We start from the raw sequence: 24440 nt of genomic DNA, 5'->3' as shown, positions 1-24440 counted from the left end.
CCGCTGATATCCCTCCGGCCCTTGTCGGAAAGCACGGCAATCAGCCGTCAGCTACACCACTCCCATGGACACGATCCAATTATCTGCGTGGGCTGCGGCAACCACGACGTAGACGATTGTGATCGACTGCCTCGACAGATCGACGATCTTCGCGTTGGCGAGCAGTGGCAAAATACACTTTGGAGGAAAGTCTGCGACGAAAATGGGACATCTGGTGCCAATCCGCCGACGAAGTAGGAGATTTTCTGCGTGCTATCGGATCGCGGCAAAACGAGCCTGCCTCCGAATCCGCTTTCCTCCCGTGGAGGCCATCGATAGCGCAGGGCACCAACCAGCAACGCGAAGACCGGTGATGCCGGACGACGGCTCGCATGGGGCGATATCCAGGAAACAAGGGAGACCTTGCGCTAGCCCCCTGGATGAAACCGTCCTCTCTTCACGCGCGGCCCAGGTGGTCGCGCGGCAGCCAGCTAAGGTCGCGCCCTTCGAGTGCGGCGTCACAACGACATTGTTTTGCGGAAACGAACCGTCAAGAACCCGATTGTCTCCGTGATGGCGCATCCAGGCATGAATGACAAGAACTACGCCCCGCACCTTCCGCCCGCACGGTAGCCCAGGCGCCGTAAAAGCGAACATGGACCTGACATGATCAACCCAAATGCCCGGACAAAGCGTGTGGCGGCTCCATCACAACGCTTAAGGGTGATGACGAATTGCCCCGGTGCGCGGGAGCGAATGCTCGAAAGCCCGGGGCACCAAGAAGTGCCCCGGCCAACCCTTCTAGGCAAGCGAGCGTTGACCGCCGGTACCTGTCTTTGCCCCGGGCGGCCTATCCGCGCCTGTCGACATGCCCGCGTCTCGACACGCGTCAATAAACGCTTCGCGCGCGATGGCGACTGGCGTTACTCGGTTTAGAGCACGGCGGCACGTCTGAACCGCCCGATTGTATTGTCTGCCGCGATAGATGGCCCAATCGCCTTCCAGGAAATCGAGCGCGTCGTTGACAGAAGCGAAGACCTGGCACGCCCCGTCCTTCATGTGAACGGTGACGGGCGTCATCCAAACCAACTCCGGGTTGAGCATGATGTCCTCCTTTCGCATTCAAGCCGGATGAAAAAGAAGTGAAGAAGATATCGGCGCAGGCAGAGCGGATTTCAAGGCTTCCAACCCGCTATATGTTCGATGTCGATTGTCGATCCGAGCGAACAGATCGCCGTCTGATCCCATCGACACACCGGGTTCACGGCGTCGGCGCGAGGTATCCTTTCCACCGCCTTGACAGCCGTACCGCAGCAATCCAGCCAGGTGGACTGGGCGCGAACGCAGGGAGGGCTCAAGATCTCAGATTTTTTAAGCGTTTGCCCTTCCTGCTGCAATACAACGAGATTGCCCCAAGGTGTCATCTCGCCCCAACCGGAGCGGCCCCCTATGAAGCGCGCGAAGGTCGCCACAGCACTGTGCGCTGCTGCATGTGCCGCAGCACCGTATCGAGCTGAAACGCGGCAGAACCCGGCGCAAGACAGTATCACCTGTCAGCGGGCAGCTGGGAGTGCGCTCTCCCAGTGCAAGAACAAGCGGTAAGCCCGCCATCCCTTGCCCCCCGGTCACGTCGGCATCGCAAGCAGGATCGACGCCGGCGCGTTCGTCCGGTTGATCAGCGCGCGTGCCTCCCCCGGCGCCAAGCGGCAACTGTCGAGCGGTCCGAGCGTCACGTTTTCATGAGGCGTTTCGATCGTCACCTCGCCGGCCACGACAATGTAAATCTTTTCGACCTCGGCAGCCTTGAGCGACGTCCTGCCGCCGGGCAGGAGGTGCGACAGGCCGATCCAGATCCGATCGGTATTTGTCGCCTCCTTGCCCTGCAGCCGCAGGCATCGCATGTCATAGTGCTCCGGCGCCTCGTAGGCTTTCGCAGCATCGTAGCGCGTAACCTGCATTCGCTCCTCCCTTAGGGCTTCAGCAGCACGCGATCCGACGTACCGCGCAGGACCGATGCATAGGCCTTGGCGGCATCGGCGAGGCCGTAGCAGGTCGCCGGATTGATCGGGAACGGCTTCAGCTTGCCTTCTTCGAACTTGGGCTTGAGCTTGTCGAAGATGCGCGCGCCCTCGACCGACGAAAGCGCCAGCGTGTCGATGCCGATATATTTGTGGCGGCCACGGAAGAAGTTGAAGATGTCGAACGGCACGGCGCGATCGAAGGTGGAGATGAAGATTTGGCGTGCCTGCTTCGCCATGGCCATGTTGGCAATCTCGAAATAGGGGCTGCCGACCGTATTGAAGACGATGTCGGCGCCGTGGCCGCCAGTCTTTTCCCTGACGATCGCGGCAACGTCGTCCTTGGCGCTGTTGAGCATCTCGACAGGGGCATTGGTGTGGGCAAGCAGCGACTGCTCGCTGTACTCGACTGCAAAGACACGCGCCCCCGCAAGCGTGGCGAGTTGAATTGCCGCCTGGCCGACCTTGCCGTTGCCGCCACAGACAAGCACGACGTCGGTCGGCTGCACCCCGCCAGCCTCGCGCAGCCCTTCATAGGCCGTGATGAACGGAACCCCGATCGAACCGGCTTCCTCCATGGTGAAATTGGAGGGCTTGGCGCGCACGGCCTTCTGATCCAGCACCATCCATTTGGCGTGGCTGCCATCCTGGGTGATGCCGAGTTCGCCGCCGCCGCCCCAGATCTCCATGCCGATCATCGAGGTCGGTCCCTCGCGCACGATGCCGCCGAAATCGCGCCCCGGCGTGCGCGGCCAGATGGCGTGCGGCATGTGGCCGAGTGACGCCTTGACGTCGCTGGGGTTGACCCCGGCGGCAACGATCTCGACGAGCACCTGGCCGGGACCGGGCCGCGGAATGGCAACATCGGCCAAACCGATCTTCAGGTTGTCGAGGTCAGGCGACTTCTCGCTGACGCGCAGCGCCTTGCCCACTTTGGTATCGACCTGAATGTTCATGTCTCATCTCCCTGGATTAATTGAAAAATCAAGCTCGCAGCCCGAGCATTTCGCGCGCACGAGACGGCTCGGCGATCTTGCCGCCGAGCTTCTCGATGAGGTCGCGCACACGTTCGACCAGTTCGCCATTGCCTTTGGCGAGCACGCCCTTGGCGATGTAGGAATTGTCTTCGAGGCCGACCCTCACGTGGCCGCCAAGCAGATAGGCCTGCATGGCCATCGGAAACGACATGCGGCCGACACCGAAGCCAGTCCAGACGGCATCGCTTGGCAGCATGCGTGCAGCCGTTGCCATCACGTCCGTCGTCGATGGAAAGCCGTATTTGACGCCAGTGACGATGGTGAACAGCGCTGGCGACTTCAGCACGCCGGCCTTGAGAAGATCCTGTGCCAGCTGAATGTGACCGGTATCGAAGACTTCGAGCTCGGGCTTCGAGCCTGAGCCATGGATGATTTCCGCCATGACTTTGACGCTGTCGGGCGTGTTGATCACCACCTCCGAGCCGAAGGTCATGGTATTGAGGTCGAGCGTGGCAATGTCGGGCTTCAACGCGACGATGTGTTCGACCCGCCGTTCCGGCCGCATCAGCGTGGTTCTTGGTCCGGCGATTGCCGGGTTGTCATCGCTTGGATGGTAGCGCCCGCCTGGACCGGTGGTGACGTTGAGGATCAAGGCGTTGTTCTTCGCCCGGATGCGCTCGACCACTTCCTGGTAGTATTTGAGCTCCATCGACGGCTTGCCGGTCTCCGGATCACGCACATGGATATGGGCGACTGCTGCGCCAGCTTCGGCTGCTTCCAGGCAGGCATTGGCGATTTCTTCCGGCGTGACCGGGAGGCCTGGGTGGTTCTCGCGTGTTGTCAGATTTCCGGTGACTGCGCAGGTGATGATGACGTTCTGCTGCATCACAAATGCCTCCCGCCGTCGACGACGATCCGGTCGCCGGTCGAAAATTTCAGATGTGTCGCGCAGGCAAGGATCGCCTCGGCCACGTCGACCGGCGAGGTGATGCGCCTGAGCGGCGTTGTCGCTGCGACCTTGTCATTGAATTCCTTGCCGCGGCCGGGCACGAACTGCGTGTCGACGGCACCCGGCGATACCGAGAGAACGCGCACGGCAGGCGCCATCGCCCTTGCGAGCGATTTCGTCATGATGTCCAGCCCGGCCTTGGCGCCGCAATAGGCGACGTTGGAGCCGACGCCGGTAAATCCGGCGATCGAGGAAACGTTGACGACAAGCCCCTCGCCCCGTTCCCTCAACGCCGGAGCGAAAGCGCGAATGGTCGCAAAGACGCCGCGCCAGTTGTTGATGAAGATCTCGTCGATCAGTTCGTCGGTCAGCGCCTCGAGATCACCGTGCGGGATCGCCTTGGTGATACCGGCACTGTTGACCAGAATGTCGGCGCCCCCCATCTCGGCAAGCACACGATCACGGAAGGCCGCAATGCTACCGCTGTCTTCGATCGCAACCGCGCCGGTCATGTGTCCCTCTCCCGCAAGGCTCTCTTTCAGCAGCCGCGCCAGCTCGGCGGATGAGCGATAACCGATCGCAACCCGCGCCCCGGCTTCGGCCAGGAGACGGCAGGCCTCGCGGCCGATGCCTCCGGACCCGCCGGTGACGACGGCGACCTTGCCGGCAAGAGGGAGATGCTCGTTCATCACAGTCATGACTTGGTTCCTGAGATTGGCGGGACTGGAAAGCACGGCTCACCTTCGGTCAGGCGGAACTGGTACTCGCAGGTGTAGAAAGGGAGCAGGACGTCGGGATGATCCGGATGAGGCTCGCGGTGCTCGACGAAATCGCCGACGATCTGCTGCTTTGCGCCGAACACGACATCGTCGGCGAGCGCCTCTGGCGTATCGGAAAAGATCTGTGTGATCAGGGTCTTGTGTCCGGGAGCAGAGACGATGAAGTGGATATGGGCCGGGCGCATCGGGCGGCGCCGCTGGGCGGCGAGCAGTTCGCCGACCGGGCCATCCGTCGGGACGGGATAGCCGGCGGGTTTCACGGAAACGAAGTGGAACGCGCCATCGGTGTCCGTGTGGAAGACCCCACGCAGGTTGAAGTCTTCCTGATCGGGGTCCTGATTCTCGTAAAGGCCAACGGGCGAAGCCTGCCAGACATCGAGCTTGGCACCGGCAACGGGCGCGCCATCGACACCCGTCACCTTGCCTCTGAAGAACAGTTTCGGCCCGGGCGTGTCGGACCGGGCGATGCAATCGCCGTGATCACATTTGGGTGCCTTTCCGCGGTAGAACGGGCCGAGCAGCGCCGACATCGTTTCTCCCTGCATGCCATCATTGTTGATGAGGTCGATCAGGGTCGAGGCGCCGAGAACGTCGGCGGCAAGCACGACCTCGTTGTTGGTCTCGTTGGTGTGGTGGCCGAGGGCCGCAATCCATTGCAGCGCCTTTTCGAATTCCGCCTCGGTCGGACGCGTTTCGATGACGAAGGCGTGCAGGTGTCGTGTCGCGGCCTCCATCAGTGTCCGCAAACGGAGATCGGGTGTCGCCGCCATCGCGGTGACGACGGCAGGCGTTACGTCTTCGAGGGTGGATATCAGCTTCGGTGCGACAGTTACGTGTTGCATGTCATGTCTCCTGGCTCTCGCAAGCTCGCCTCAGGCCGCTGTTGTCTTCAGGGTTTGCAGGTGTGGGTATTTTTCCGTCAGCAGCGAGCCGTGGTAATAGGTCTGCTGGAATGCGTCGGTGTTGCGGATGAGGTCGAGCCACCGGCCGACAGCGGATGCCGAGGCCCACATGTGGCCGAGATTGATATCGTCCATCCGCACGATGACGGGCATGATGGCGATGTCGGCGAGCGACAGCGCGTGTCCAAGGACGAAGGGGCCACCGCTTTCCTCAAGCCAGCGCGCGAACCGGTCGACACCGCGTTGCAGGCGGCCGAGCGCTTCGTCCATCTCCGTCTTGGGGAAACCGGTTCGACCCATCTTCAAGAGGAACTCGCGGCGAAGCGGCTTGCTTTCGCAGACCGCCAGGAACTCCTCCTCGGTCATGGCCTGATAGTGCGGCAGGAAGGCGAGATTGTAGGACGGGACCCGCACGGCCGGGGTCGGCACCTCGTCGATGTAGCGCATCATTGCGCGCATCGCGGCGACCTTCAGCGGATCGGACGGACGAAGCGGCGCCACATCCGGACGGATATCCTCGAGATATTCCATAATGACCGAGGAATCGAGCACGGATGCACCGTCGTGGACGAGTGCCGGCACCAGCCCGTTGGGATTGACCGCCAGATACTCCGGCTTCAATTGGTCGCCCCGGAAGAGATCGAGCTTATGCTCTTCAAAGGGGAGCCCCTTGGTATGGAGCGTGTAGCGAACCCTTTGGCTGCAGGTCGATTGCGGGGCGTTGTAAAGGACGTATTCAGACATGCCTTCCTCCTCCTGCCGGATATGCAGGCCAGTCATGCTTCGGTTGGATCATTGGAGACTGGAGATCAGTCCCAGTTCAGAACGCGCGGCAGCCTGCCGCGTCGTGCAAGCGTTCCCACCAGGCCGAGCGGGAAGAAGATCAGCCCGACCGCCATCACCAGCCCGGTGCCAAGGATGTTGAGCTCCGAGGCGCCCATGGTGGCGACGAAGAGTTCGTTGAGGATCACGATCAGCACGGCACCGATCACGGGCCCCGCGACCGTGCCCTTGCCCCCGAGGATCGACATCAGCACCAGGTTGACGGCGATCGGCATGATCAGGAAAATGTTGGGACGCAGATAGGTGAGGTACTCGCCCCAGACAGCGCCAGCCATGCCGACGAAGAAGGCCGAGAGCGTGAAGGCCATGACCTTGTAGAAGCGCGTATCGATGCCGGCACTTTCCGCCTTGATCTCGTCCTTGGAAATCGCCCTGAGGCCAAGGCCGAACTTCGAATGCTTGATGCGGTAGCTGGCCCAGACGCTGAAGGCGGCGATCGCCAACATCGCGTAGTAGTAGGGAACCTTGGCCCAGAGCACCGGCAGGCTGGTGACCGGCAGCGTGACACCATTGGCGCCGCCGACGAATTCCCAGTTGTCGAACAGGATGCGGGCGATCATCAACAGCGCGATCGACGAGATGATGAAGCTCGGCCCACGGACCTTCAGCGTGATCATGCCGATCACATAGCCGACGGCGGCGGCAACAAGGCCGGCGAGCGGCGCGGTGATGATCGTCGAGATGCCGAGACGAGCAAGGATCATGCCGGAGAAATAACCACCGATCGCGAAGAACACTGCATGGCCGAGCGAGATGTAGCCAGCAAAACCGCCGAGAATGTTCCAGCCCGACGCCATCGCCACGTAGCTCGCGGTAAACAGCACCATATGCAGCACGTAGTTGTAGTTGCCCGTAAACTGCAGCAGCGGCAGTGCAACGAGGACCGCCATCAAGGCGAGCGGGAACCAGGTGGCCCGGGTCTGGTCGGCCTTGCGGGCAAGCTTTTCGTTGTGGGCACGACGCGCGTCCAATACGGCGCTGGTGGTGGATTGCTGAAGCGTGACGGTCATCATGCCATCTCCGGTTTTTCGCCGAACAGCCCTTGCGGCCGGACGAGCAGTATGAGGAAAAGGGCGACGAAGAAGGTGAGCGTCGACCAGGTGGCGCCGACCCAGGCACCGACGAAGGCGGCAACGACCGACAGGAACAACGCAGCCACGACCGTGCCGAGAATGCTGCCCATGCCACCGAGCACGACGACCGACATCAGCATCGCGATCCACTCCCCGTGCTTGGCCGGAAAGAAGCTGAACACGAAGCTGACGAGCGAGCCGGCTGCACCCGCAAGACCGATGCCGATCGCAAAAGCAAGCACGCTGATGAAGTTGACGTTGACGCCGAGGAGTTCGGCCGCCTCGCGGTTCTGCGTCGTCGCGCGGATGGCATAGCCGAGGCGCGAGTACTTGAGAAACAGGGTCAGGCCGCCGATGATCACCAGGGAGACGATGCCAGCGTAGAGCTGCCCCTTGGGAATGAAGACATCGCCGATGAAAAAGGCATCCGTCGCATAGTCCGGCGAGACGATACGTTGCGTGTTGCTGAACAGGCCACCGAGCGCGCCTTCGACGATCATCGCGAGCGAAAAGGTCAAGAGCACGGTCATCTCGGAGTATTTGGCGCTCTTGGTCTCCTTCTCCAGCATCAGCCGGTAGAGCAGCACACCGATCGCCGCCATGATGACGGAGGCGACGGGCAGCATGACGATCGGATCGACACCGAGAAGCTTGAAGGCCCAGTAGGTGATGTAGGCACCGGCAATGATCAGCGAGGGGTGCGCGAGATTGACGATGCGCATGACGCCGAACACCAGCGACAGGCCGGAGCCCATGAGCGCGATAACGCCGCCGAGCGCCAGGCCCAGGATCAGGATTTGTAGTACTTCTGCCATCATAGCTCCTTCAGGCGGCCTTCTTGCCGCCGAGATAGAGTTCCTGGATGCGCGGATCGGCGAGGATGGTTTCAGCTGGTCCCTCAAACAGCGTGCGGCCGAGATCGAGCACCACGCCCCAATCGGAGTTCTTCAGGCCCATCAATGCGTTCTGTTCGACGAGCAGAACCGTGACGCCTTCAGCCGACATCATCTTCATGATGTCGAACATCTCCTGGATGACCTTCGGTGCGAGACCGAGCGACGGCTCGTCGAGCATGACGATTGCAGGCTTGATGATCAGCGTGCGTGCCATGGCAAGCGTCTGCTGCTGGCCGCCGGACATGGTGCCGGCGTGCTGGTCAGCGCGCTCGCGCAGGATCGGAAAGCGTTCGAGAATGCCGTCGATCCGACGCTCGAGCTCCTTCTGGTCATTGAGGATGAAGCCGCCCATGCGCAGGTTTTCGCGAACGGTCATCTTCGGGAAGAGCGCGCGCTCCTGAGGAACGAAACAGATGCCTTCGCGCAGGATCTGGTCCGGGCGCATGCCGTTCAGGCGCTTGCCCCTAAAGACCACGTCGCCCTTGCGGATCGACAGCATGCCGCAAATGGCTTTCATCAGCGTCGATTTGCCGGCGCCGTTCGGACCGATGATGCAATGAACCTTGCCGGGCGCGACTGTCAGATGCGCGCCATCGAGGATCGCCGGTCCGTCACCGTAGCCGGCGGTGATGTTGGTGACTTGCAGAAGTTCGCTCATCACGCCGCCTCCGCTTCCAGAACGCCGCCGAGATAGGCTTCGAGCACCTGCGGATCACGGCGAACGACATCCGGAGTACCCGAACAGATGACGCGCCCCTGCGCCATCACCACGACCTTGTGCGAAAGCCGCATGATCAGGTCCATGTTATGCTCGACGATGAGCACGGTCAGGCCCTTCTCGTTGAGAGCGCGGATGTGGCCGATGATCTCTTCGAGCAGCGAAGGATTGACGCCGCCTGCCGGCTCGTCGAGCAGGATGATCTTGGGATCCGACATCAGCAAAGCCGCCAGGTCCATCAGCTTCTTCTGGCCGTAGGAGAGATTGTGGCCGTCCTCATAGGCGATGCGGGTGATGCCCAGGAACTCCAGGATCGACATCGCCTTGTCTTTCTCCTCGGCGCTCATGGCGGGCCGGAACAACCCGGACCAGCCTTCGACGCGCGACTGCACGATGACGTTTTCGATGACGGTCATGTCGGCGAGATTGCGCGAGATCTGAAACGTTCGGCTCAAGCCGCGGGCGGTCACCTTGTGCGGCCGGAGCTGATCGATGCGTTCGCCATCCAGCCGGATCTCACCGGATGTCGGCGTCACGGTGCGGCTGATGCAGTTGAATGCCGTGGTTTTTCCCGCGCCGTTCGGGCCGATCAATGCGGTGATCGATCCCTTCTCGACAGTGAAGCTTGCGCCATCGACGGCTTTGATGCCGCCATAGTGCTTGCATAGGTTGCTGACTTCGAGCATGCGCTCGACCTCCGTTCCTTGACTTCTGCAGAATGTGTCAGGCGGCGTTGGCCGCCTGTACCGTGGCATGTCTGCTCAGAAACCGGCCTTGGGGTAGCTGAAGGGAACAACGCCCTCGAATTCGCCCTTCGGATAGACGAACTTGAGCTTGCCATCCTGCCACTGCGTCATGATGTGGGATTTGTCCTGCGCGAGACCGCGTTCATCCCAGGTGAAGCGGCCAAGGACCGTGCGCACCGGCGCGTCCTTGGTGCGCGCATGCAGCCATTCGCCCATCTTGGCATTGTCGGTCGAACCGGCGCCGGTGATCGCCTGTTCTATGCCCTGGCAGACGGCAAACGGAATGGCGCTGTCTTCGTCAGGCTCGACACCATAGGCGGCGGTGAACGCCTTGACGAAATCGCTGTTGTTGAACGGCTTGCCGGCGAGCGTGCTTTCGAAGGGCACGTCCTTGTGCCAGGTGGTGTGGATCATCACGCCGTTGGCTGCGTCGTTGCCGACGCCTTCGATGAACTCGGTCTGTGCACCCTGGCTCAGATAGACGAGCTTCGGCGTCGCACCGACGGTCTTCAGCGCGCGGGTGAGCTGCACGGCCTCTTCGGCAGACGCCGTCAGGCCGACGACCATTTCCGCGCCGGAGCGCTTGATCGAGTTGGCAAGGTTCAGCCAATCGTTGAAACCCTCTTCCGGCCATTTCTCCTGCATCAAGACCTTGATGCCGGCATTGGCAAGATAGCCCGGAGCAAGATCGGCGATCTCCTTGTCGGTCGCCGGATCCTTGACCTTTTCACCGAGCAGACCGGCGGCAATCGCATTGGCGAAGAAGTCGTCGGCAGACACGATTGCCGCGGTCTTCGGCGCGTCGCCAGCCGGGATCAGATCGTGCATCACCGCGGTGACATCCTTGCCGGTGTATTCGGCGGCGCTCACCTGGAAATAGAACAGGTTGCGATAGCCCTGTTCATAGATGCGCAGCGCTCCGCCGGAGGGAACTGCGTGCACCATGTTGTATTTCGACAGAATGGCGGCGACCGGGAAGGTCAGGCGACTGGAAAACGTGCCATATACGGCGTCGACCTTGTCGACATTGATGAAGCGTTCGTACTGGTTGATTGCGGTGGCGGGGTCCGAGCGATTGTCGCTGACGATCAGGTCGACCTGGCGGCCAAGGATGCCGCCCGCCTCATTGATCAGTTTCGTGCAGAGCTCGTAGCCGCGCTTGTGTTTTTCGCCACTGACCGACAGGCCGCCGGTGATCGGCAACGAAGCGCCGATGCGGATGTTTTCCGCGTGCGCGGCAGAGGCCGTAAACACCATCGCCGTCGTCGCCGCCAGAATCCTTGCTAGTGTCATTGATGTTCCTCCCATCAAATCGCCCATCCAGTTGGCCCTCATGCCGCACTGGTTTGCACTCCATTCTGTGCAATCGATTGCATAAATCGACGCAAAGCACGTCGATAAAGCGTTGCAGTCCGCTGATGATCTCCTCCACCATCAGCTTGGACAGCGACCCAACGGGGCCGCCTCGCGTCGGCCCCGTCACTTCTGCAATCGATTGCGTAATCCTTGTAGCATGGCTAATATACCCCGTCAAGGTCGCACTGCAATCGATTGCGTCAGCCACATAACGCAGTAAAATGGGATTCGACGACGGGGAGGATGCATGAAGAAAAAAAGAGTTACGCTCAAAGACATAGCACAGGAAACCGGTGTGCATGTCTCGACCGTTTCGCGGGCGCTTGATCCGGTCGAAAGGAGGTCGATTACCGAGGATGTCGCAAAGCGCATCCAGGCTGCCGCCGAGAAACTCGGGTACCGGCCGAATCGTATCGCCGCCGGCCTGCGCACCAACAGGACGATGACCGTCGGCGTGATGATCCCCGACATCACCAACCTCGTCTTCCCGCCGATCCTGCGCGGCATCGAAAGCGTGCTCGAACCGCTCGGCTATGCGTCGATCATCGTGAACACCGACAGTGAGCGCGACCGCGAGGTGCGCTTGCTCGACGTGCTGCGTGACCGTGGGGTCGACGGCATCATTCATGCCGCCGTCCTTCGCAGCGACCCGTCGATCGCGCGTGCCGCCCAGGACGGGCTGCCGGTCGTGACCCTCAATCGAAAGGTTGAGCAATCCGCTATTCCCAGCGTGGTCAACGATGAAGACGCCGGCATCTGTGAAATGCTGCGGCATCTGAGAGCACTCGGTCACACACGGATCGCCCATATCGCCGGCCCACAGGAACTTTCGACCGGGCAGCTGCGCCTCTCGGCATTCCGCAAGGCAGCCGAAGACCAGGCAATCCCGGTCGACGAAGGGTTGATCCGCATGGCGACCCGGTTCAACGAAGAAGATGGGGCGCGCTGCCTGATCGAGTTGCTCGATGGCGGGCACCCCTTCACGGCGGTGCTCTGCGCCAACGACCGCCTGGCCCTCGGCGCGATCGAAGCGCTGAGGGCCCGCGGCATCGATTGTCCCCGGCAGATCTCGGTGACCGGCTTCAACGATATGCCGCTGCTCGACCTCATCCGTCCGAAATTGACGACGGTTCGTATCCAGCAGTACGAAGCTGGAAGGACGGCGGCCAAACTGCTGATGCAACTGATCAATTCTTCAGACGACGAGGCAGTGCCGGTTGAAACGGTTCTGCCCGTCGAACTCGTCGTCAGGGAGAGCACGGCGCCGGCTGTCGCCTGACACCCTCTGAAATCGGAGCGCCCTCCCCGCAGACGCATTACTGTTTCGGCCGCGCCAGGACGAAGTCGTGGTTCACTTCCCAAAAACGACCGGCAAAACCATAGTCCTTTGAGCGCGCTGGATCTTCGACCCGATGGAAGTCTGCAAGCAGACTCTGCTTCACCCCGAAAACCGCGTCCGAGTGGATATAGGGGTCATCCGGATCGAAGATGTGGGTGATCAGCGTCTCATAGCCTTCCGCCTTGATGATGTAGTGCAGATGCGCCGGCCGGTAGGGATGCCGCCCGAGATCGGCAAGCAGCTTGCCGACCGGGCCGTCATGCGGGATCGGGTAGTATTTCGGCTTGACCGCGCGGAACCAGTAGTGTCCGTCCGCACCGGTGCGAAAGACGCCGCGCAGGTTGAAATCCGGCTGGATGCCCTTTTGCTGAACGTCATAGAAACCCTCGTCATTCGCCTGCCAGACATCGATCACCGCGTTTACGATCGGCCGGCCCTCGGTATCGAGAATGCGGCCGCCAACCACCATGTCCTCTCCCTTGTGGTCGAGGCAGATGTTGGCGCCCATCTCCAGTTCCGGCGCATCCTGGACGTGAAACGGCCCAAGCACCGTACTTTCCGAGGCGCCCGAAGGCTTGCGGTTGTTGATGGCATCGACCAGCATCGAGACGCCGAGTGTGTCGGAGAGCAGGATGAACTCCTGCCGCCACTCGTTGCACATCTGGCCAGTGCGCGTGAGGAACAGGATCGCTTCCATCCATTCCTCCTGCGTCGGCTCGATCTCCCGCACCGCCTCGTGCAGCTTGCGCGTGACCACTTCCATGATCTGCTTCAGCCGTTCATCCCTGGCGTTCCTGTTGCGGCCCGTAACCACCTCGATCGAGTTTTCCTCGGTGAAGAAACCTTTCTCATGCGCTTCCATGGATCGCCTCACCTTCCAAGCACTGATGTCATCACGCGGCGGAGATCCGCGACAGGGTCCGCCGAGAGCGTTTCGCTCCGCCAGCAGACATGATGATCGGGACGCACGAGTACGATACCGCTGTCGCGCACCTCGCTGAGATTGGCCCAGTCACCGGTAAAATCGTTCCAGCGCTGCCGCGCCCCGATCGCGACGGCGGCGATATCTATGCCGAGCTCCCGGCCAACAACCTTTGCCGCCTCGATCCAACCCTGCCCACCGATGCCGGTCAGGACGGTGAAGCGGCCGTGACCGGTCAGGTCGAGCGTCGAAACTTTTCGCCCGTCGTCGGAATAGAGCCAGGCATGTGGCAGGCGAGCACCAGGCCAGGTCGTCTGCTGGAAATGCAGCTCCGGGTCCTTGGTGAAGGGCGGTTCCGGCGCGTCGTCCGTAACCACGGCATGCGAGCGATAGCGTTGGTTCATTTCAACGCCGTGGGCGTCGAACTCGTAGACCTTGGCCGCAATCGCCTTGCGGATGGCGGAGCGCTGTTCTTCCGCTGCCGGCGTGTCACGGCAGCGCCCGTCCATGTTCTGCTGCATCTTCACAGGATCGATCGAATCGAGCAGTCCGAGCGCCTTGAAGATCGGACCGAATTCCTCGATCGACCTGTTGGCGCGGGTGACGATCTGCTTGGCGACAGGAGCGCGCTCGGCCGTGTAGGTGTCGAGCAGTTTTTCGCCGGCCTGGCCCTTCAGCACGAGGGTCAGTTTCCAGGCGAGATTGAAGGCATCCTGGATCGAGGTGTTCGAGCCAAGGCCATTCGACGGCGGATGGCGGTGCGTGGCGTCGCCCATGCAGTAGACGCGCCCGTTCGACATCGTCGTCGCGTACATGTTGTTGACCGTCCAGGTCGAGACCTGCTTGATCGTGACGTCCAGATCCTGCACGCCGACGAGATCACGCACGACCTTTTTCGCATGGGCTTCGTCGACTGATGGCGCCGGCTGGTTGATGTCATAGCCCCAGACGATCAGCCATTCGTTCCAGGGGCGCACCATGCGCACGAGGCCCATGCCGATGCCGCCGACGTCTGCCCCCGGTTGCAGCACCCAATAGAGCACCGAGGGGCGATGGGCGACATAGCGCGACAGGTCCGCCTCGAACAGGATATTCATCGAGCCGGCAACGCCCATTCGGCCCTCGAAGGTGAGGCCGGCATGCTCGGCGACCTTCGAATTGCCGCCATCGGCACCGATCAGATATTTCGAGCGGACGGTGAACTCCTTGCCGGTCAGCCGGTCGAGGCAGGTCGTGGTGACGCCCTCTGCGTCCTGAACGTGGCTAAGGTATTCCGTCGACATGCGCGCCTGGGTGCCGCGCGCGCAGGCCGTCTTGAACAACAGCGGCTCCATGAAGGTCTGCGGCAGATCGTTCATCAGGCTTGGCGATGAAAGCTGGTGCTCGGCACGCGAGACCGGATGCTTGCCCCAGCTCTTCATCCGCCCGATCTCCTCGCCGGCAAGCGAGGTGCAAAAGACGTTCTCGCCCATCAGATCCTGCTCGGCTGCATACATATAGGCCTCGGCCTCGACGTCCTGGCCGAGATCGCGCAGGACCTCCATCGTGCGCTGGTTGGTGATATGCGCGCGCGGGGTGTTCGCCAGCCAGCGGTAGCGGTTGATCACCATGTTTTCGACGCCGTAGCTCGAAAGCAAAGCGGCGGTGGCAGACCCTGCCGGTCCCGTGCCGATGATGAGTACGTCGGTTGTGATATCAGCCATGTGGTCCTCCCTTGGGCGACTGGGCGAGCGGGCCGCCGATCAACTTGCGACGGACCGGAAAGAGCTGGATGCCGGTGCGATCCGAGGACAGGCCCCAGAGACCGCGTGGCGAAAACAGCATGACGAGGATGCCGATGAGCCCGAGGACCAGGAGGTACCAGGAGCCATAGTCGGCAAAGAGTTTCTGCAGCAGGAAAAACAGCACGACGCCGACGATCGGCCCTTCGATCGTGCCGATGCCGCCGATGACGACGATGAAGATGACGTAGGCGGTCCAATCGGTGACCGAAAAGGCCGCATCCGGTGAAATGCGCGCCTTCTGCACGTAGATCAACGCGCCGGCCATGCCGGTAACGAATGCCGTTGCAACATAGACAAGCGCCTTCATGCGGCGGGCGTCGACGCCGACGGCACGCGCCGCTTGCTCGTTGTCGCGTACGGCCGCCAGGCCGAGCCCGCGCTTGCTGCGCAGCAGGCGGTAGATGAAGCCGATCGTGGCGATCGAAAGCGCGAGGGCGATCCAGTAAGTGAGTGCATCACTCGCCGCAGCCGCCTTCAGGCCGAAGAGGTCGCGTACGATTTCGACGCCCGCCATGTCCCGTGTGACCTCGCGCGGCAGCGACGTGCCGGTGCCCCCGCCAAGCGCCTTCCATTGGGCGAGCAGCAACCGCACCACCTCGGCCACCACCCAGGTGCCAATGGCGAAATAGGGGCCTTGAAGCCTGAAGGTGAAGAAGGCGGTGGGTATGGCAAGAAGAGCCGCGAGCACGCCGGCGACCAGGATCGCGGCCAGCGGATCGACACCCAACAGGATGACCGCGCCGAACATCGCATAGGCACCGAAACCGACAAAAACCTGCTGACCGACCGAAATCAGCCCGGCATAGCCCGCAAGCAGGTTCCAGTTCTGGGCAAGCACGAGCATGGTCAGGATGAAGAAGAGATCCTGCACGATGCCGCGTGAGACGAGGAACGGCGCGCCGAGCGCGAGGACTATGCCGGCAGCGAGCGCCAGAATGACAAGCGACGACGTTCCGCTGCGGGTTTCGACCTTGTAGGACGGAATGGCGATGGACATCGGCTTGACCTCAATCGACGGCGCGGGGGAACAGCCCGCGCGGCTTGATGACGAGAACGACCAGAAAGGCGAGATGGCCGGCGAGGATCTGCCATTCCGGGTTGACGGCTGCCCCAAGCGTCTGGGCAACCCCGAGGATGACGCCGCCGGCAAGCGTGCCCCAGAGCGAGCCGAGCCCACCGATGATCACCGCCTCGAATGCATAGATGAGCCGCGACGGACCGGACGTCGGATCGAAATTGGCACGCGTGCCGAGATAAAGGGCGGCAATGGTCACGACGACCATGGCGAGACCCGTTGCCATGGCGAAGACGCGTTGGGGGCGGATTCCCATGAGGCCCGCGGTCACGACGTCGTCGGAAGTGGCGCGGAAGGCGCGGCCAAGTGCCGTGCGGTAGATCAACTGGTTCAGGCCAAAGATGACGGCAACCGCAGACAGGAACGTCAAAAGCGGCATCAGCCCGATGTTCAGCGCCCCGAGACCGATCGATGCGCTCTCCAGCGCTCCAATCGAGACGCGGCGACTGTCGGCGGTGAACGTTTCCAACAGTCCATTCTGCAGGACGATCGAGATTCCGAAGGTGACAAGCAGCGGCGGCAGCACGTCCTTTCCGAGCGTGCGGTTGAGCACGAGATATTGCAGCGCCCAACCGGCGGCAAACATCAGCGGCGCAGCGACAAGCACGGCAAGAAATGGATGCAGCCCGAATGCGGACGTCAAAAGCAGGATCAGGAACGCAGCGAGCACGATCAGGTCGCCATGGGCCAGATTGACCAGCCGCATGATGCCGAAGACCAGGCTGAGGCCAGCGGCAAACAGTGCATAGAGCCCGCCGAGAAGCACGCCCTGCACGAGTGTGTCAATGAAGCTCATGGTGCGACGCTCCGAAATAGGCTTGATGGATCTGCTCGCGCGTCAGTGCCTCCGGGTGTCCCGATAGCGTCACCCGGCCTTCCATCATGCAATAGACCCGGTTTGCGATCTTCAGCGCCTGGGCGATGTCCTGCTCGACGACGACGATCGAGGCGCCGGTTTCCCGGATACGCGGGAAAGCCGCATAGATGTCGCGAACGACCACCGGCGCGAGGCCAAGGCTGATCTCGTCACAAAGCAGCAGGTCTGGGTTCGACATCAGCGCCCGGCCGATCGCCACCATCTGCTGCTGGCCACCCGAAAGAGCGGTGGCCGGATTGAAGCGGCGTTCGCGCAGGACCGGAAAGAGCTCGTAGATGCTCTCGAGCGTCCACGGGCCAACGCTCTTTAGTCCGTAGGCGCCGATCAGCAGGTTCTCCTCGACCGAAAGCGACGGAAACAGCCGGCGCCCCTCCGGCACCATGGCGATGCCGCGCGCCACGACGTCGGGTGCCGGCAGGGCACCGATCGGTTCGTCGCGATAGACGACCATCTCTGGCCTACTCGCAAGCACACCGGAGATCGCGCGCATCAGGCTGGTCTTGCCGGCGCCGTTGGCGCCGATAATGGCGATGGTTTCGCCCTTATCAACTTTGACATCAACACCGAACAGTGCCTGGAAGTCGCCGTAGAAGGCCGTCAGCCCCCTGGTCTCGAGGAGCGCGGTCATAGCTCGATCCCCAGATAGATCTCCTGGACGGCGCGAGAGGCCATGAGCTCGTCCGGCTTGCCCATGCCGATCACCTTGCCGAAATTAAGCACCAGCAGCCGCTCGACAACCGAGGTCAGCGCGTGCAGCACGTGTTCGATCCAGATGACGGCCACGCCTTTCTGTTGGATGGCGCGAATGGTCCCAACCAACTGAAGACACTCGGGTTCGGTGAGACCCCCGGCGATCTCGTCAAGCAGCAGCAGCCGCGGCTCGGTCGCAAGCGCGCGCGCCAGTTCGAGGCGCTTGCGTTGCAAGAGTGTGAGCCCTCCTGCCAGGGTGTTTGCCTTGTCGAACAGACCCGTATCGACGAGGATCTGGGCGCAGCGATCGCAGGCCTCAGCCTCCCGCCGCCGGGCGCCGAAACTGCCGGCGACCAGCAGGTTTTCAAAGACGGTCAGTTTTTCGAAGGGTTGCGGGATCTGGAAGGTCCGCCCCATGCCCGACAGGCACCGCGCCATCGGCGGGCTGCGGGTGACGTCAATGCCGCCAAAGCGGATCCTGCCGCTGTCGGCGGCAATGTTGCCGGTGATCAGGTTGAACAACGTCGATTTGCCAGCGCCGTTCGGACCGATGATGCCCAAAGCCTCGCCCTCGCCGACGGAAAAGCTGATCCCCTCGGCAACGGTCAGGGCGCCGAACCGTTTCGAGACCTGCTCTAGTTCCAACAGAGACATGCCTGACCCTCCCCGGTCACGCTACTGCGTTATCCATTTGGAAGAGCGGAATGGTCAAAATGGTTGCGGTCTTTCGCAACACCCCGCTCTAACGCATTCAAATCGATCGCGTTTATGGATTTGGACCGATCAGGCCCAGTCCACCCGTGCTCTAGGCGATCGCTTCCATCTTCCCGCCCGCGGGGATGTTCGGTGCCGTCTGGTTGTCGGTGATGACGAGATCGTAACCGCCGCTGTCCTTTAATCGCCACTGGCCACCGACGAGCGGCGTCTTGGCGACGTTGCGGGCGGCAAAAGGTGGAAGGCCCTTGCCGTCCCAGGCAACCGGACCAACAAGCGTGTCGAGCTTGGTTGCGGCAATCGCCTGGGCCAGCGCATCACCATCGGTCGGGTCCTCGGTCCGCGACACGGCATCGATCGCCAGTTCGAACAGGGCGTGGGCAAAGCCGATCGGCTGGGTCCAGGGACGGCCTGTCGCCTTGGTGAAGGCTTCGGCGACCTGGGCGGAAGTCTCTCCCGTCAGCGACGAGGCAAACGGATGGCTCGGTGACCACCAGACCTCGGACGAGAGATTGTGCCCGGCCTTGCCCAGCGCCTCGACCGCCTGCGGGAAGAGCAGTGCCTTGCCGATCGAGGCGACCTTCGGCACGAAGCCCTGCTGTTTCGCCTGGTTCCAGAAGGTGGTGAAGTCGGGCGGGATCACCACGCCCGTAACGATCTCGCATCCAGCCGACTTGAACGCATTGATCTGGGCCGAAAAATCGTCCGTCATGTTCTGGTAGCGGCCGGGATCGGTGAGACCATATCCGAGCTTTTCGAGCACCGGCGGAAAACCCACGGTTCCATCGCCCCAGGCATTGCCGTCGCCATCGTTGGGAAAGAGGCCGCCGACCTTGTGGTTCGTTTCCACCTGGGCCCACATGTTGGTGAAGACTGCGATCACATCTTCGAGACCCCAGAAGAAGTGATAGGCATAGTCGAACGGCTTCCATGAGGCGGGATCGCCGGGATTGCCTTGCTGGCCGATGAACCAGGGCTGCCACGGCGCGACCGTCGAAATGCACGGCATCTGCTCGGCCTCGCAGGTCGTTGCGACCGGGTTGGTCGTCTCCGGCGTCGAGGCAACGAGGACGAGGTTAACCTCGTCGTCGACAATCAGCTGCTTGGCGACTTCCGCTGCGCGGTTCGGGTTCGACTGACTGTCCTTGACCACAACCTCGAAGGACTGGCCCTTGGCTTTGGTCGCTGCCAGAAAGGCGTCGATCACGAATTTGTCGGCCTCGCCGAAGGCGGCGAGCGGCCCGGTTTGCGGGCTCACATAGCCGAGTTTGATCGCCCTGTTTTGGGCGATTGCCGGCATCGAAAGTCCCGATGCAAGAACGGCTGCGCTGCCGGCTGCAGTCGTCTTCAATAGGTCGCGTCTCGTCAGCATGGTTCCTCCTCCCAATGCCCCTCCTCCCGAAGGGCGTGATCAGTCCGTTGGCCGGTTGCCCTCCCAGGCATCCTGCAGCAGTGCGCGAATGGCTGGCCGGTCGATCGGCCGCGGGTTCCAGTAGGGGTTTTCGGTTGCAATCGCGGCCGCTCGGTCCAGATCGGTTTCGGAGAGGCCGAGATCTCTCAGGGCGAGCGGCGCAGCGAGGGACTTCGCAAAATCCCACAACCCGCCGCCGACCGAACCCCCGAAGATCTCGGCGGCCGGCGCAAGCGCTGCGCGCGCAGCGACGGCGTTGAAGGCGGCGGTATGCGGCAGCACGATCGCATGCGTATCTGCGTGCGGCGTATCGAACGTCCCGCCAAGCGTGTGGCAGATCTTGTGGTGCAGCGCCATGCCGACCGTGCCGAGAACGGTTCCTGAGAGCCAGGCGCCGTAAAGCGCATCGGCTCGCGCCTGAAGATCGCGTGGCGTCTCAACGATATGCGGCAGGCTTGCTTTAAATGCGCGCAAACCTTCCGTCGCCATCAGCGAGGAGATCGGATTGCGATCCTGCGCATAGAGCGCCTCGACCGCATGGGCCATCGCATTGAGCGCACTTGTCACGCTCATTCCGACCGGTAGTCCGAGCGTCAGCTCCGGGTCGTAGATCACGACTTCCGGCAGGATCGAAGCATGACGAACTGTCGTCTTGAGTCCCTTCTCCGTCTGTCCGAGGATCGGGGTGACTTCGGAACCGGCATAGGTCGTGGGTATGACGACCTGCGGTAGATCGGTGCGATAGGCAATCGCCTTGCCAAGACCGGTCGTTGATCCACCACCAAGCGATACGACGCAATTGGCGCCGCTTTGTCGCACGACTGCCATCGCTTCCTCAGTGACCTCGACTGGCGTGTGCATCACGGCCCCGGCAAAGACGCCGACTGCCTGAGGTCCGAGGCGGGCGGCAAGTGCTTCAGCGTCGGCGCGCTGATGCGGTGTCGAAAGCACCAGCGTCCGGCTGCATCCGAGCTTCTGCACCCAGTCTCCAACCTCGAGGCTCCGGCCGGCGCCGAAGACGATGTGGGCCGCGCTGCCCTGGTAGGTAAATGTATTGCTCATGACACGGCTCCTTCCCTTGCGCGCGCCATCAGGAACTTAAAGTCCAGCCGCCATCCCGGCTTGCCGTCGATGTCTGTGCGTTCGAACGCATGAACGAGCTCCGGTTTGACGCCGAAGATCGCATCCTCGTCGATATGCGGATCGCTGCCGTCGTAGATATGGGTCGTGATCGTCTGGAACCCCGGCGCGGTCACGATGAAATGCAGATGCGCCGGACGTCGCAACGGACAGCCTGCCTGACCAAGAAGCTTGCCAACCGGCCCGTCGTCGGGAACCCGATACCCCGCCGGCCGTACCGTGAGATAATGAAAGCGCCCACCGCGATCGGTCTTAAAGACCCCGCGCAGGTTGAACTCCGGCTGAAGGTCCGGCTGCTGGTTTTCGTAAAATCCGGCCGAATTGGCCTGCCAGGTCATAACCTCCGCACCTTCGACCGGGTCGCCGTCGAGATCGAGCAGTTGCCCGAACACCGCCAGTCGCTCGCCGACCCCGTCAAGCGAGATGTCACTGCCACCAGTGCATTTGGGCGTATCGGCTCGGAAGAACGGGCCGCGTACGGTGTTGGGCGTGGCCTGTTTCGGTCGACGCGAATTGATTTCGTCCACCAGGGCCGAGGCGCCGAGCAAATCGAACAGCAACCCCCATTCCTGCCGCCGCTCATCCGAGGTGTGTCCGACCTCGGTCAGGAACTCGATCATCTTGCGCCAGTCCGCCGACGTCGGCCGCAGCTCGCGGATGAGCCCGTGGAGATGGGGCACGATCGTGCGCAGGACATGCGGCAAGGTTCCGTCGTCCGCCTTGGGCAAGCGTCGGACGAAGGCCTCGGCAAAGGCTGTCTCGCTCAGATTTGGTACCATCGAGCCCTGCATTGCTCTCCTCCAGGCACTTGTCTGAGATGAACGCTAGCATGGGTGTTCGCGGCGATTGATGATTTTACTCTCAGTTAATATAATCAATTGCTATGAAGATAGACGAACGCCATCTCGTTCAGCTTGCCGCGGTCGTGAAGGCCGGTGGCGTCACCGAGGGTGCCGCGCTGCTTGGCCTCACCCAGCCGGCTGTCTCGCGCACGATCGCCATGCTCGAAAAGCGCCTTGGCGAACCATTGTTCGTCAAGGGCCGGCGCCCACTGCAGCCAACGCCACTTGGACGTGCGCTCGCCGATCATGGCCAAGTCATGCTCTCGGCCTCGCGCAAGGCTTCAGACACGATCGAGAGCTTCCGCCTCGGTCAAAGCGGTCTTGTGCGTGTGGGCGGAACGCCGTTCTTCATGGACGCGCTGATTGCACCGATGATCGCCGAGTTCCAGAGCCACAACCCGGACGTTCGCGTCGACCAGAGCTACGGCTACATGTCCGACCTGCGCGCCGCGCTCAAGGGTGACCAGATCGATCTGGCTATCTGCCCGCTCGACATTCTCGAGGAAGGATCGGGCCTGGCTTTTCAAAAGGTATTGCCGGGACGAAACGTCGTCGCCTGTCGGGTCACCCACCCGCTCCTCATGAAGCGGCGGCCGCAACCGTCGCAACTGCTCGAATACCCGTGGGTAGCGCCACCGCCGGGAAGCCCGTTGCTTGCGGACCTCCATAGCCTGCTGCTCTCCTTCGGAGCGACCGAGATCAAGATCCGTTACACCGGCGGTTCGCTGATGAGCCTCGTCAACTATCTAAAGGGCGTCGATGCGCTGACCGTGCTCCCCCACAGCGTGGTCTTCGCGTTGCGCAACGAAAAATCGATCACGGCGCTGCCGGTTCCCGTTCCGCATCCGGAGCGGGCTCTCGGCCTCCTGCGCCGCACGGCTGCGGCACCTACTCCGGCCATCGAGAAGTTCGCGCAACATGTCAGCCACAGCTTCGATCGGCTGCAGCATCTCATCCACCGGCACGAGCAGTCGGTCGTGTGGGGCGTCTAAGGCACCGGCGATCACCTTGCGATCACGCGATTTTGCGGGCTGTCTGCCTCGCAAGCCGCGGCATTCCGTCGATAATCTCTCCATCCAAACCGGAGAGCCCAAGATGCGGCGAGGAATGCGCGGCGCGCTGCTGAGCTTATCGTTCATGCTGTCCTTGGCGGCTGCGGCGGGGGCGGCGGAACCGCTGCGCTCGGGACAGCCCGTATTCGACCGCGTCATCGAGCTGGTGGACGCCAACTTCTATGACGCCAAGGCAATCGAACGCTTCAAACAGGCGGCGCAATCGCAAATCGCCGATGGGCAATCGCCGATTTCCGCAACAAGTCCGGCCGGTCAAGTGGACGCGGCGATCACCGCGATCCTCGCCAGTCTTGAGGTGTCGCACACTGGCCGTTTCAAACGCGACATGATCGACTATTTCGAGCTTGCCGACATCTTTCGTTTTGCCATCAGGAGCGACATACGACGCCTGTTTCCGCCCGACGGCGAAGTCCGCTACCCCGGTATCGGCATGGTGACGGCCGTCGAAGACGGGCATCGCTTCGTCACCGACGCCTATGACGGTTCGTCTGCCAGGCGCGCTGGGCTGCTCGTCGGCGACGAGATCCTGTCGGTCGATGGCATGCCCTATCACGAGATCGGCTCATTCGACGGAAAAGTGGGACGAAGCATCGAGATCCGTTTGCGCCGGGCGCGCAATGCCGAACCGCTTGCCGTCAAGGTGCAAGTGGAAAGCCTGCGGCCACTGCCAATGTTCGAACGCGCCATCGAGCAGAGCATCGCGCTGGTTGAGCGCGAGGGCCACGCGTTCGGCTACGTACGGATGTGGACGCTTTCCACCCGCGACGGGCTCGACATTGTCGCCCGGGCCCTATCGAGCGGCGCCCTCAGAAATGCGGAAGGCCTCATCGTCGATCTGCGTGGGCGCTGGGGCGGGGGCGCGGCGGATGCCGCAGAACTCTTCGTCGGCGATACCCCGTCGTTCCGACTGGTGCCACGCCGGGGCGAAACGACGCTCGCGAATTTCCGGTGGCGTCGGCCGGTGGTTGCCGTGATTGACGAAGGCACCCGAAGCGGCCTTGAACTCTTTGCCTATACGCTCAGGCAGAACGCGATCCCGCTAGTGGGTCGTCGCACGGCCGGCGCGCTGCTTGCAGGCCGCGCCTATGTTCTGCCGGACGATAGCCTGCTCGAACTGGCGGTCTCCGACGCGATCATCAACGACGATCTGCGACTGGAAGGCATTGGTATCGAGCCGGACATCGCGGTGGAGTCTCCGCTTGCCTACGCCGCGGGACGAGATCCACAGCGCGAGGCGGCAGAACGCGAGATGCTGCGGCTCCTGGTAAGCGCGTCGAGTGGCCCTGTCTCGCCTTTGAAGGCACCTGCTTTGACACGCTGAAACGATAGAGGGAGCC

General features: G+C 62.2%; 24 protein-coding genes. 3 read left to right on the top strand and 21 right to left on the bottom strand.

Annotated elements, in window-relative coordinates; genetic code table 11:
* Positions 1–780: 780 nt before the first annotated feature.
* The 12 genes from MKZ91_RS25105 to MKZ91_RS25050 form a co-directional block, all read right to left on the bottom strand.
* Positions 781–1083, bottom strand: coding sequence for a DUF982 domain-containing protein (locus tag MKZ91_RS25105; RefSeq protein ID WP_336173744.1), 303 nt, complete (start codon positions 1081–1083; stop codon positions 781–783).
* 521 nt (positions 1084–1604) lie between these two features.
* Entirely contained in the window at positions 1605–1937 is a 333-nt protein-coding gene (locus MKZ91_RS25100) for a cupin domain-containing protein (protein ID WP_336173743.1), read from the bottom strand.
* An 11-nt stretch (positions 1938–1948) separates the two neighbouring features.
* On the bottom strand, positions 1949–2953 hold the full coding sequence (locus tag MKZ91_RS25095; protein WP_336173742.1) for a quinone oxidoreductase family protein: 1005 nt from the start codon (positions 2951–2953) through the stop codon (positions 1949–1951).
* A 28-nt stretch (positions 2954–2981) separates the two neighbouring features.
* Positions 2982–3860: a 3-keto-5-aminohexanoate cleavage protein gene (locus MKZ91_RS25090; protein ID WP_336173741.1), complete on the bottom strand. Its 879-nt coding sequence runs from the start codon at positions 3858–3860 to the stop codon at positions 2982–2984.
* Positions 3860–4621 carry an SDR family NAD(P)-dependent oxidoreductase gene (locus tag MKZ91_RS25085; RefSeq protein ID WP_336173740.1) on the bottom strand — a complete coding sequence of 254 codons (762 nt, stop codon included), beginning with the start codon at positions 4619–4621 and terminating at the stop codon, positions 3860–3862. Before MKZ91_RS25085 ends, MKZ91_RS25090 begins: the two co-directional genes overlap by 1 nt.
* Entirely contained in the window at positions 4618–5544 is a 927-nt protein-coding gene (locus MKZ91_RS25080) for a dioxygenase family protein (RefSeq protein ID WP_336173739.1), read from the bottom strand. Before MKZ91_RS25080 ends, MKZ91_RS25085 begins: the two co-directional genes overlap by 4 nt.
* A gap of 30 nt (positions 5545–5574) precedes the next feature.
* Positions 5575–6348, bottom strand: coding sequence for a glutathione S-transferase family protein (locus MKZ91_RS25075; protein WP_336173738.1), 774 nt, complete (start codon positions 6346–6348; stop codon positions 5575–5577).
* A gap of 65 nt (positions 6349–6413) precedes the next feature.
* Entirely contained in the window at positions 6414–7457 is a 1044-nt protein-coding gene (locus tag MKZ91_RS25070) for a branched-chain amino acid ABC transporter permease (RefSeq protein WP_336173737.1), read from the bottom strand.
* Positions 7457–8335, bottom strand: a complete 879-nt coding sequence (locus MKZ91_RS25065; protein ID WP_336173736.1) for a branched-chain amino acid ABC transporter permease — start codon at positions 8333–8335, stop codon at positions 7457–7459. Before MKZ91_RS25065 ends, MKZ91_RS25070 begins: the two co-directional genes overlap by 1 nt.
* A 10-nt stretch (positions 8336–8345) precedes the next feature.
* Positions 8346–9074, bottom strand: coding sequence for an ABC transporter ATP-binding protein (locus MKZ91_RS25060; RefSeq protein ID WP_336173735.1), 729 nt, complete (start codon positions 9072–9074; stop codon positions 8346–8348).
* On the bottom strand, positions 9074–9820 hold the full coding sequence (locus MKZ91_RS25055; RefSeq protein WP_336173734.1) for an ABC transporter ATP-binding protein: 747 nt from the start codon (positions 9818–9820) through the stop codon (positions 9074–9076). The genes MKZ91_RS25060 and MKZ91_RS25055 overlap by 1 nt, the downstream gene beginning before the upstream one ends.
* Positions 9821–9895: 75 nt before the next feature.
* On the bottom strand, positions 9896–11173 hold the full coding sequence (locus MKZ91_RS25050; protein ID WP_336173733.1) for an amino acid ABC transporter substrate-binding protein: 1278 nt from the start codon (positions 11171–11173) through the stop codon (positions 9896–9898).
* Between the two features lie 310 nt (positions 11174–11483).
* On the opposite strand from MKZ91_RS25050, the gene MKZ91_RS25045 reads away from it, so the two are divergent.
* Positions 11484–12515, top strand: coding sequence for a LacI family DNA-binding transcriptional regulator (locus MKZ91_RS25045; protein ID WP_336173732.1), 1032 nt, complete (start codon positions 11484–11486; stop codon positions 12513–12515).
* A gap of 37 nt (positions 12516–12552) precedes the next feature.
* On the opposite strand, the gene MKZ91_RS25040 is transcribed toward MKZ91_RS25045, so the two are convergent.
* The 9 genes from MKZ91_RS25040 to MKZ91_RS25000 all read right to left on the bottom strand — a co-directional run bounded on the left by MKZ91_RS25040 (position 12553) and on the right by MKZ91_RS25000 (position 21979).
* Positions 12553–13437, bottom strand: a complete 885-nt coding sequence (locus MKZ91_RS25040; RefSeq protein ID WP_336173731.1) for an intradiol ring-cleavage dioxygenase — start codon at positions 13435–13437, stop codon at positions 12553–12555.
* 8 nt (positions 13438–13445) lie between these two features.
* Entirely contained in the window at positions 13446–15200 is a 1755-nt protein-coding gene (locus tag MKZ91_RS25035) for an FAD-dependent oxidoreductase (protein ID WP_336173730.1), read from the bottom strand.
* A complete protein-coding gene (locus MKZ91_RS25030) occupies positions 15193–16278 on the bottom strand; it encodes a branched-chain amino acid ABC transporter permease (RefSeq protein WP_336173729.1) in 1086 nt (361 codons plus the stop codon). Before MKZ91_RS25030 ends, MKZ91_RS25035 begins: the two co-directional genes overlap by 8 nt.
* 10 nt (positions 16279–16288) lie before the next feature.
* Entirely contained in the window at positions 16289–17152 is an 864-nt protein-coding gene (locus MKZ91_RS25025; RefSeq protein ID WP_336173728.1) for a branched-chain amino acid ABC transporter permease, read from the bottom strand.
* Entirely contained in the window at positions 17139–17861 is a 723-nt protein-coding gene (locus MKZ91_RS25020; RefSeq protein ID WP_336173727.1) for an ABC transporter ATP-binding protein, read from the bottom strand. Before MKZ91_RS25020 ends, MKZ91_RS25025 begins: the two co-directional genes overlap by 14 nt.
* Positions 17858–18577, bottom strand: coding sequence for an ABC transporter ATP-binding protein (locus MKZ91_RS25015; protein WP_336173726.1), 720 nt, complete (start codon positions 18575–18577; stop codon positions 17858–17860). The genes MKZ91_RS25020 and MKZ91_RS25015 overlap by 4 nt, the downstream gene beginning before the upstream one ends.
* Positions 18578–18728: 151 nt before the next feature.
* Entirely contained in the window at positions 18729–20009 is a 1281-nt protein-coding gene (locus MKZ91_RS25010; RefSeq protein WP_336173725.1) for an ABC transporter substrate-binding protein, read from the bottom strand.
* Positions 20010–20048: 39 nt separating this feature from the next.
* Complete coding sequence (locus tag MKZ91_RS25005; RefSeq protein ID WP_336173724.1) at positions 20049–21110, bottom strand: maleylacetate reductase; 1062 nt, start codon at positions 21108–21110, stop codon at positions 20049–20051.
* Entirely contained in the window at positions 21107–21979 is an 873-nt protein-coding gene (locus MKZ91_RS25000; RefSeq protein WP_336173723.1) for a dioxygenase family protein, read from the bottom strand. The genes MKZ91_RS25005 and MKZ91_RS25000 overlap by 4 nt, the downstream gene beginning before the upstream one ends.
* Positions 21980–22071: 92 nt before the next feature.
* On the opposite strand from MKZ91_RS25000, the gene MKZ91_RS24995 reads away from it, so the two are divergent.
* Positions 22072–23022 carry a LysR family transcriptional regulator gene (locus tag MKZ91_RS24995; RefSeq protein WP_336173722.1) on the top strand — a complete coding sequence of 317 codons (951 nt, stop codon included), beginning with the start codon at positions 22072–22074 and terminating at the stop codon, positions 23020–23022.
* A gap of 103 nt (positions 23023–23125) precedes the next feature.
* Positions 23126–24424, top strand: coding sequence for a S41 family peptidase (locus MKZ91_RS24990; protein ID WP_336173721.1), 1299 nt, complete (start codon positions 23126–23128; stop codon positions 24422–24424).
* Positions 24425–24440: the final 16 nt, after the last annotated feature.

This window comes from Ensifer sp. MJa1, from assembly GCF_037026475.1.
Lineage (GTDB): Bacteria > Pseudomonadota > Alphaproteobacteria > Rhizobiales > Rhizobiaceae > Ensifer.
The sequence above is the reverse complement of the archived record's forward strand: the minus strand, read 5'-3'. Positions and strand labels throughout refer to the sequence as shown.

Excerpts from the sequence above, each read along its gene's own strand:
- MKZ91_RS25105 (WP_336173744.1), bottom strand. The coding sequence starts at position 1,083 with ATGCTCAACCCGGAGTTGGTTTGGATGACGCCCGTCACCGTTCACATG.
- MKZ91_RS25100 (WP_336173743.1), bottom strand. The coding sequence starts at position 1,937 with ATGCAGGTTACGCGCTACGATGCTGCGAAAGCCTACGAGGCGCCGGAG.
- MKZ91_RS25095 (WP_336173742.1), bottom strand. The coding sequence starts at position 2,953 with ATGAACATTCAGGTCGATACCAAAGTGGGCAAGGCGCTGCGCGTCAGC.
- MKZ91_RS25090 (WP_336173741.1), bottom strand. The coding sequence starts at position 3,860 with ATGCAGCAGAACGTCATCATCACCTGCGCAGTCACCGGAAATCTGACA.
- MKZ91_RS25085 (WP_336173740.1), bottom strand. The coding sequence starts at position 4,621 with ATGACTGTGATGAACGAGCATCTCCCTCTTGCCGGCAAGGTCGCCGTC.
- MKZ91_RS25080 (WP_336173739.1), bottom strand. The coding sequence starts at position 5,544 with ATGCAACACGTAACTGTCGCACCGAAGCTGATATCCACCCTCGAAGAC.
- MKZ91_RS25075 (WP_336173738.1), bottom strand. The coding sequence starts at position 6,348 with ATGTCTGAATACGTCCTTTACAACGCCCCGCAATCGACCTGCAGCCAA.
- MKZ91_RS25070 (WP_336173737.1), bottom strand. The coding sequence starts at position 7,457 with ATGACCGTCACGCTTCAGCAATCCACCACCAGCGCCGTATTGGACGCG.
- MKZ91_RS25065 (WP_336173736.1), bottom strand. The coding sequence starts at position 8,335 with ATGGCAGAAGTACTACAAATCCTGATCCTGGGCCTGGCGCTCGGCGGC.
- MKZ91_RS25060 (WP_336173735.1), bottom strand. The coding sequence starts at position 9,074 with ATGAGCGAACTTCTGCAAGTCACCAACATCACCGCCGGCTACGGTGAC.
- MKZ91_RS25055 (WP_336173734.1), bottom strand. The coding sequence starts at position 9,820 with ATGCTCGAAGTCAGCAACCTATGCAAGCACTATGGCGGCATCAAAGCC.
- MKZ91_RS25050 (WP_336173733.1), bottom strand. The coding sequence starts at position 11,173 with ATGACACTAGCAAGGATTCTGGCGGCGACGACGGCGATGGTGTTTACG.
- MKZ91_RS25045 (WP_336173732.1), top strand. The coding sequence starts at position 11,484 with ATGAAGAAAAAAAGAGTTACGCTCAAAGACATAGCACAGGAAACCGGT.
- MKZ91_RS25040 (WP_336173731.1), bottom strand. The coding sequence starts at position 13,437 with ATGGAAGCGCATGAGAAAGGTTTCTTCACCGAGGAAAACTCGATCGAG.
- MKZ91_RS25035 (WP_336173730.1), bottom strand. The coding sequence starts at position 15,200 with ATGGCTGATATCACAACCGACGTACTCATCATCGGCACGGGACCGGCA.
- MKZ91_RS25030 (WP_336173729.1), bottom strand. The coding sequence starts at position 16,278 with ATGTCCATCGCCATTCCGTCCTACAAGGTCGAAACCCGCAGCGGAACG.
- MKZ91_RS25025 (WP_336173728.1), bottom strand. The coding sequence starts at position 17,152 with ATGAGCTTCATTGACACACTCGTGCAGGGCGTGCTTCTCGGCGGGCTC.
- MKZ91_RS25020 (WP_336173727.1), bottom strand. The coding sequence starts at position 17,861 with ATGACCGCGCTCCTCGAGACCAGGGGGCTGACGGCCTTCTACGGCGAC.
- MKZ91_RS25015 (WP_336173726.1), bottom strand. The coding sequence starts at position 18,577 with ATGTCTCTGTTGGAACTAGAGCAGGTCTCGAAACGGTTCGGCGCCCTG.
- MKZ91_RS25010 (WP_336173725.1), bottom strand. The coding sequence starts at position 20,009 with ATGCTGACGAGACGCGACCTATTGAAGACGACTGCAGCCGGCAGCGCA.
- MKZ91_RS25005 (WP_336173724.1), bottom strand. The coding sequence starts at position 21,110 with ATGAGCAATACATTTACCTACCAGGGCAGCGCGGCCCACATCGTCTTC.
- MKZ91_RS25000 (WP_336173723.1), bottom strand. The coding sequence starts at position 21,979 with ATGCAGGGCTCGATGGTACCAAATCTGAGCGAGACAGCCTTTGCCGAG.
- MKZ91_RS24995 (WP_336173722.1), top strand. The coding sequence starts at position 22,072 with ATGAAGATAGACGAACGCCATCTCGTTCAGCTTGCCGCGGTCGTGAAG.
- MKZ91_RS24990 (WP_336173721.1), top strand. The coding sequence starts at position 23,126 with ATGCGGCGAGGAATGCGCGGCGCGCTGCTGAGCTTATCGTTCATGCTG.